Below are 7,185 nucleotides of genomic sequence, written 5' to 3' on the forward strand. Positions count from 1 at the left end.
TTTCCGCGGCGCGCCCGCGGGTCGGCCCGGATCTCACGGCGACTTGCCAGGAGCGGCACCGCGCTGCGTCTCGCGTGCCGGCGACCGAGCGTGCGACATTGCGCGGAACAGCGCGAAATGGACTGGGGCCGTTGCCTGTTCGCGTCACCCTGCGGGAGGACGCGAGCCCTCAGTGCATTGCCCTGATCCTATCCAAAATGCGTCGGGCCCAAGGTTCACGGGACTAAGCTGTGTCGTAGCTCACATCGGCAGCCTACGAGGGAGCGACCTAGCGGCATGAACCCCGGCATGAACCCCTACGTACCCATCCTGGTGATCGGGGCCATCGCGGCCGTCTTCGCGGTCGGATCCGTCGCGATCGCGGTCGTCATCGGCCCGAGGCGCTACAACCGCGCCAAACTCGAGGCCTACGAATGCGGCATCGAGCCCATCGCCCCCGGATCACCCAACGCCCAGGCCACCGGCCAGCGCTTCCCCGTGAAGTACTACCTGACGGCGATGTTGTTCATCGTCTTCGACATCGAGATCGTGTTCCTCTACCCGTGGGCGGTGGCCTTCGACTCGTTGGGCGTGTTCGCCGTGGTCGAGATGCTGCTCTTCATGCTCACGGTGTTCGTGGCCTACGCCTACGTGTGGCGACGCGGGGGGCTGGCATGGGACTAGAGGAGAAACTGCCGGGCGGCATCCTGCTCTCCACGGTGGAGAAGGTCGCAGGCTATGTCCGCAAGGGCTCGCTGTGGCCCGCCACGTTCGGGCTGGCGTGCTGCGCCATCGAGATGATGGCGACGGCCGGCCCGCGATTCGACATCGCGCGATTCGGCATGGAACGGTTCTCGGCGACGCCGCGCCAAGCCGACCTGATGATCGTGGCCGGACGGGTGAGCCAGAAGATGGCTCCGGTGCTGCGCCAGGTGTATGACCAGATGGCGGAACCGAAATGGGTTCTGGCGATGGGCGTCTGCGCCTCCTCGGGCGGGATGTTCAACAACTACGCCGTGGTGCAGGGCGTCGATCACGTGGTGCCGGTCGACATCTACCTGCCCGGTTGCCCTCCGCGACCGGAGATGCTGTTGAACGCGATCCTGAAGCTGCACGCCAAGATCGCCGAGATGCCGCTGGGCGTCAACCGCGCCGAGGCCGTCGCCGCGGCCGAGCAGGCCGCCCTCGCGGCCCGGCCCACCATCGAGTTCACCGGGTTGCTGCGCCCATGACGCGCGACGACGGTTTCGGTGCCGCACGGGATCCCGCCCACGAGCACGCGGCGAACGGCGCGGGCGGCGAGGTGATCGCCACGCGCCGCGGCATGTTCGGCGTCTCGGGCAGCGGGGACACGTCGGGCTACGGCAGGCTGGTACGCGAGGTCGCACTGCCCGGCAGCTCCCCGCGCCCCTACGGCGGCTACTTCGACGCGGTGGTCGACGCCTTGGCTGCAGCTCTCGGCCAGGACGCCTACGACGCGGCCGTCGAACGGGTCGTGGTGTACCGCGACGAGCTGACCCTCGAGGTGCGGCGCGCGCATCTGGTGCCGGTGGCACGCACGCTGCGCAACGATCCCGCGTTGAGGTTTGAACTCTGCCTTGGTGTTTCCGGCGTGCACTATCCCGACGACCGCGGTCGCGAGCTGCACGCGGTGTATCCCTTGATGTCGATCACGCACAATCGGCGCATCCGGGTGGAGGTGGCCGCACCCGACGACGATCCGCACGTGCCGTCGCTGTACGGGGTGTACCCGACCACCGATTGGCACGAGCGGGAGACCTACGACTTCTTCGGCATCCTGTTCGACGGGCATCCGTCGCTCACCCGCATCGAGATGCCCGACGACTGGGTGGGCCATCCGCAGCGCAAGGACTACCCGTTGGGCGGCATCCCCGTCGAGTACCACGGCGCGCAGATCCCGCCGCCGGACCAGCGGAGGGCCTACAACTGATGACCGACCAGGACACGGACCGCGACGTCGTCGTCACGGTCGGCGGGCAGGACTGGCAGGACGTCGTCGCGGCCGCGCGGGATGCGGCGGTCGCAGGCGATCGCATCGTCGTCAACATGGGTCCGCAACATCCGTCCACGCACGGGGTCCTGCGGCTCATCCTGGAGATCGAGGGCGAGACGGTCACCGAGGCCCGCTGCGGAATCGGCTACCTGCACACCGGCATCGAGAAGAACCTGGAGTACCGCACCTGGACCCAGGGCGTGACGTTCGTGACCCGCATGGACTACCTGTCGCCGTTCTTCAACGAGACCGTGTACTGCCTGGGTGTGGAGAAGCTGCTCGGGGTCACCGACGACATCCCGGAGCGGGCCAACGTCATTCGGGTCATGATGATGGAACTCAACCGCATCTCCAGCCATCTGGTGGCGCTGGCCACCGGCGGCATGGAACTGGGCTCGATGTCGGCGATGTTCTTCGGGTTCCGTGAGCGCGAACTCATCCTGTCGGTGTTCGAGACCATCACCGGGCTGCGGATGAACAGCGCCTACGTGCGTCCCGGCGGGGTCGCGGCCGACCTGCCCGACGAGGCCATGTCGCAATTGCGCGAGCTGCTGGTGCTGCTGCCGAAGCGGTTGCGCGACATGGAGAACCTGCTCAACGAGAACTACATCTGGAAGGCACGCACCGTCGGCGTCGGTTACCTCGACCTGACCGGCTGCATGGCACTGGGCATCACGGGACCCATCCTGCGGTCCACGGGGTTGCCGCACGACCTGCGCCGCGCGCAACCCTACTGCGGGTACGAGAACTACGAGTTCGACGTCGTCACCGACGATCGGTGTGATTCCTACGGTCGCTACGTGATCCGGGTCAGGGAGATGCGCGAGTCCATCAAGATCGTCGAGCAGTGCCTCGATCGCCTGCGTCCAGGACCGGTCATGCTCACCGACAAGAAGCTCGCGTGGCCCGCCGATCTGCGGTTGGGTCCCGACGGCCTGGGCACGTCGCCGGAGCACGTCGCGAAGATCATGGGCGGTTCGATGGAGGCGCTCATCCACCACTTCAAGCTCGTCACCGAGGGCATCCGGGTGCCCGCGGGTCAGGTCTACGCGGCGGTCGAGTCACCCCGCGGCGAGTTGGGCGTGCACATGGTCAGCGACGGCGGCACGCGGCCCTACCGCGTGCACTACCGGGATCCGTCGTTCACGAATCTGCAGGCGGTGTCGGTGATGTGCGAGGGCGGAATGGTGGCGGACGCGATCACGTCGGTGGCGTCGATAGACCCGGTGATGGGCGGGGTGGACCGATGAGCGCTTGCGCGAAGAGGAGACGGTACCGATGAGCGCTTGCGCGAAGAGGAGACGGTACCGATGAGCGCTTGCGCGAAGAGGAGACGGTACCGATGAGCGCTTGCGCGAAGAGGAGACGGTACCGATGAGCATCGTCGAGCTGCGCCTGGGTCAGCGACCCGACGAGCCCGGCCCCCCGATCGGTGGCGGGCCCAGCGGCTATCCCGACGACGTCGCCGAGCGCCTGGCCGCCGACGCCGCGGTCGTGACGGCGCGCTACCCCGTGGCCCGTTCGGCACTGTTGCCGCTGCTGCACCTGGTGCAGTCCCACGACGGCTATCTCACCCCCGCCGGAATCGCTTTCTGTGCAGGTCGATTGGGGCTGAGCGCCGCCGAGGTGACCGCGGTCGCGACCTTCTACTCGATGTACCGGCGCTCCCCCACCGGCGACTATCTGGTGGGGGTGTGCACCAACACGCTGTGCGCGATCATGGGTGGCGACGCGATCCTGGAGGCGCTCGAAGAGCACCTCGGGGTGCCGGCGGGTGGCACCACGGCCGACGGCGCGGTCACGCTCGACCACGTCGAGTGCAACGCGGCCTGCGACTACGCCCCGGTGGTGATGGTGAACTGGGAGTTCTTCGACGACCAGACGCCGTCCTCGGCGCGGGATCTCGTCGACGCGCTGCGGTCGGGCGCCACGGTCACGCCGACGCGCGGCGCGCCACTGTGCACGTTCCGCGACACCGCGCGCATCCTGGCGGGTTTCCCCGACGACCGGCCGGGCGCCAACGACGCCGCGCCGGGCCGGGCCACGCTGGCGGGTCTGGAGGTGGCTCGGGAGCGGGGCATGCGCGCGCCCGACGTGGCCGAAGGCGCCTCGGGGGATTCCGGAAGCGCCGACGGTGCAGCCGGACCCGACGGCGCGGCGATGGCCGCCGAGAGCGTGCGCGACGAGCCGGCTCCCGCCCCGTCGGCCGACGTCCCGCCCGGCGGTGACGAGCAGAACGGTCACGCCCGATGACGCTCACACCGGTGCTCAGCCGCTTCTGGGATCAGCCCGCGTCGTGGACGCTGCAGACGTACCGCCGTCACGGGGGGTACGAGGCGTTGCAGACGGCGCTGGGGATGCCGCCCGGCGACGTCATCACGCTGGTGAAGGAGTCCGGGCTGCGCGGGCGAGGTGGCGCCGGGTTCCCGACGGGCCAGAAGTGGTCGTTCATCCCCCAGGCCGAACCGGGTGGCGGCGGCCCCGGCGCCAAGCCGAAGTACCTGGTGGTCAATGCCGACGAGTCCGAACCCGGGACGTGCAAGGACGTTCCACTGATGATGGCCAATCCGCACGCCCTGATCGAGGGGGCCATCATCGCCGCGTACGCGATCCGCGCCAGGCATGCGTTCATCTACGTCCGCGGCGAGGTGATCCCCGTGCTGCGGCGCCTGCAGGGCGCCGTCGCCGAGGCCCGCGAGGCCGGGTACCTGGGGTCGGAGAGTCCGGCGGGCGTGGAGTTGGTGGTGCACGCGGGGGCGGGCGCCTACATCTGCGGTGAGGAGACCGCGCTGCTCGACTCGCTGGAGGGGCGCCGCGGCCAGCCGCGGTTGCGTCCGCCGTTCCCGGCGGTCGCGGGGCTCTACGCCTGCCCCACGGTGGTGAACAACGTCGAGTCGATCGCCAGCGTGCCTGCGGTGATCCGCGGCGGCGTCGACTGGTTCACGTCGATGGGCTCGGAGAAGTCGCCGGGCTTCACGCTCTACTCGCTGTCCGGGCACGTCACCCGACCCGGGCAGTACGAGGCGCCGTTGGGCATCACGTTGCGCGAACTGCTGGACTACGCCGGCGGCGTGCGGGCGGGCCACGAGCTGAAGTTCTGGACGCCGGGCGGGTCGTCGACGCCGATGTTGACCGCCGAGCACCTGGACGTGCCGCTGGACTACGAGAACATGGCCAGGGTCGGTTCGATGTTGGGGACCAAGGCATTGCAGATCTTCGACGAGACGACGTGCGTGGTGCGCGCGGTGCGCCGGTGGACGCAGTTCTACGCCCACGAGTCGTGTGGCAAGTGCACGCCGTGCCGCGAGGGCACGTACTGGCTGGCGCAGATCTACGCCCGGCTGGAGGCCGGCGACGCCGACGAGGCCGACGTCGACACGCTGCTCGACATCTCCGACTCGATCTTCGGCAAGTCGTTCTGCGCGCTCGGCGACGGTGCCGCCAGCCCGATCCTGTCGTCGATCAAGCACTTTCGCGACGAGTACCTCGCCCACCTCGGTGGTGGGTGTCCGTTCGATCCGCACGCCGCCACGGTGTTCGCCACCGTGTCCACCACCAAGGGAGCCGCGGTATGAGCGCGAGCAGACACGGATGTCCGCATCGTCCGGCCACGACGTGTGCATTTGCGTCTGCTCGCGGCGGGAAGGGGACGCACCGATGACGCTGGCCGAACCCAGCAAGCCCCACACCGACGTCGAGATGGTGTCGCTCGTCATCGACGACCATCGGATCAGCGTGCCCAAGGGGACGTTGGTGATCCGGGCAGCGGAGCTGATGGGGATCCAGATTCCGCGGTTCTGCGATCATCCGCTGCTCGACCCGGTGGGCGCGTGCCGACAGTGCCTGGTCGAGGTCGAGGGGCAGCGCAAGCCCTTGGCGTCGTGCACCACCACGGTCACGCCCGACATGGTGGTCCGAACCCAGCTGGTGTCCGAGGTCGCCGACCGCGCGCAACACGGCGTGATGGAACTGCTGCTGATCAACCATCCGCTGGACTGCCCAATATGCGACAAGGGCGGTGAGTGCCCGCTGCAGAACCAGGCGATGTCCAACGGCCGGGCCGACACCCGCTTCACCGACGTCAAGCGCACCTATCCCAAGCCCATCAACCTGTCGGCGCAGGTGCTGCTGGACCGCGAGCGCTGCGTGCTGTGTGCGCGCTGCACCAGGTTCTCGAATCAGATCGCCGGCGACCCGTTCATCGAATTGCTGGAGCGGGGCGCCCTGCAGCAGGTCGGCATCGCCGACGACGCGCCGTTCGACTCGTACTTCTCCGGCAACACCGTGCAGATCTGCCCCGTGGGTGCGCTGACGGGCACGGCCTACCGGTTCCGGGCCAGACCCTTCGACCTGGTGTCGTCCCCGAGCGTGTGCGAACACTGCGCATCGGGGTGTGCCCAGCGCACCGATCACCGGCGCGGCACGGTGTTGCGCCGCCTTGCGGGCGACGATCCCGAGGTCAACGAGGAGTGGAACTGCGACAAGGGCCGGTGGGCGTTCACGTACGCCAGGTCGCGGGACCGGGTCACGACGCCGCTGGTCCGTACCGCCGACGGTGGTCAGCGGCCGGCGTCGTGGTCGGAGGCCGTCGCGATCGCGGTCCGTGGTCTCGAGTCGGCCGGTGCGCGCACCGGGGTGCTGGTCGGTGGGCGGGTGACGCTGGAGGACGCCTACGCGTATGCGAAGTTCGCACGAATCGTGTTGGGCACCAACGACGTCGACTTCCGCAGCCGCGCGCACTCCGCCGAGGAGAGCGCATTCCTGGCCGCCGCGGTCGCGGGCCGCACGATGGCCGTCACGTATGCCGACCTGGAGTCCGCACCCGCGGTGCTGCTGGTCGGGTTCGAGCCCGAGGAGGAGTCGCCGATCGTCTTCCTGCGGCTGCGCAAGGCAGTCCGCAAGCGCGGGTTGGCGGTCACGGCGGTGGCCCCGTTCGCCAGCCGCGGTCTGCGCAAGCTCGGCGCCAGCCTGATCGCCACTGCACCGGGCGGGGAGGCCGCCGCCCTCGACGGCCTCACCGAGTTGCCCGCGGGCACCGTGATCCTGGCGGGCGAACGGCTCGCGACGGCGACGGGCGCCTACTCCGCGGTGCTGCGGTTGGCGCGGCGCTGCCACGCCCGCATCGGGTGGGTGCCACGCCGGGCAGGTGAGCGCGGCGCACTGGAGGCCGGGGCGCTGCCCACGCTGCTGCC

Annotated in this window: 7 protein-coding genes; all 7 read left to right on the forward strand. The window is 69.3% G+C overall.

The window, feature by feature from the left end:
• Positions 1-288 precede the first annotated feature (288 nt).
• A complete protein-coding gene (locus AC30CM_RS23915; RefSeq protein ID WP_490119411.1) occupies positions 289-663 on the forward strand; it encodes an NADH-quinone oxidoreductase subunit A in 375 nt (124 codons plus the stop codon).
• Positions 654-1,211, forward strand: coding sequence for a NuoB/complex I 20 kDa subunit family protein (locus AC30CM_RS23920; protein WP_490119404.1), 558 nt, complete (start codon positions 654-656; stop codon positions 1,209-1,211). Before AC30CM_RS23915 ends, AC30CM_RS23920 begins: the two co-directional genes overlap by 10 nt.
• A gap of 92 nt (positions 1,212-1,303) precedes the next feature.
• A complete protein-coding gene (locus tag AC30CM_RS23925) occupies positions 1,304-1,930 on the forward strand; it encodes an NADH-quinone oxidoreductase subunit C (protein ID WP_490119412.1) in 627 nt (208 codons plus the stop codon).
• Positions 1,930-3,243, forward strand: a complete 1,314-nt coding sequence (gene nuoD / locus AC30CM_RS23930; protein ID WP_490119405.1) for an NADH dehydrogenase (quinone) subunit D — start codon at positions 1,930-1,932, stop codon at positions 3,241-3,243. Before AC30CM_RS23925 ends, nuoD begins: the two co-directional genes overlap by 1 nt.
• A gap of 124 nt (positions 3,244-3,367) precedes the next feature.
• Positions 3,368-4,246, forward strand: coding sequence for an NADH-quinone oxidoreductase subunit NuoE (nuoE, locus tag AC30CM_RS23935; RefSeq protein ID WP_490119406.1), 879 nt, complete (start codon positions 3,368-3,370; stop codon positions 4,244-4,246).
• A complete protein-coding gene (gene nuoF, locus AC30CM_RS23940) occupies positions 4,243-5,568 on the forward strand; it encodes an NADH-quinone oxidoreductase subunit NuoF (protein ID WP_490119407.1) in 1,326 nt (441 codons plus the stop codon). Before nuoE ends, nuoF begins: the two co-directional genes overlap by 4 nt.
• An 82-nt stretch (positions 5,569-5,650) precedes the next feature.
• On the forward strand, positions 5,651-7,185 hold a 1,535-nt coding region (locus AC30CM_RS23945; protein WP_490119408.1), incomplete at its 3' end, for an NADH-quinone oxidoreductase subunit G.

The organism is Mycobacterium sp. DHQP2018-32-09 (assembly GCF_058148405.1).

Excerpts from the sequence above, each read along its gene's own strand:
- AC30CM_RS23920 (WP_490119404.1), top strand. The coding sequence starts at position 654 with ATGGGACTAGAGGAGAAACTGCCGGGCGGCATCCTGCTCTCCACGGTG.
- nuoF (WP_490119407.1), top strand. The coding sequence starts at position 4,243 with ATGACGCTCACACCGGTGCTCAGCCGCTTCTGGGATCAGCCCGCGTCG.
- nuoE (WP_490119406.1), top strand. The coding sequence starts at position 3,368 with ATGAGCATCGTCGAGCTGCGCCTGGGTCAGCGACCCGACGAGCCCGGC.
- nuoD (WP_490119405.1), top strand. The coding sequence starts at position 1,930 with ATGACCGACCAGGACACGGACCGCGACGTCGTCGTCACGGTCGGCGGG.
- AC30CM_RS23925 (WP_490119412.1), top strand. The coding sequence starts at position 1,304 with ATGTTCGGCGTCTCGGGCAGCGGGGACACGTCGGGCTACGGCAGGCTG.
- AC30CM_RS23915 (WP_490119411.1), top strand. The coding sequence starts at position 289 with ATGAACCCCTACGTACCCATCCTGGTGATCGGGGCCATCGCGGCCGTC.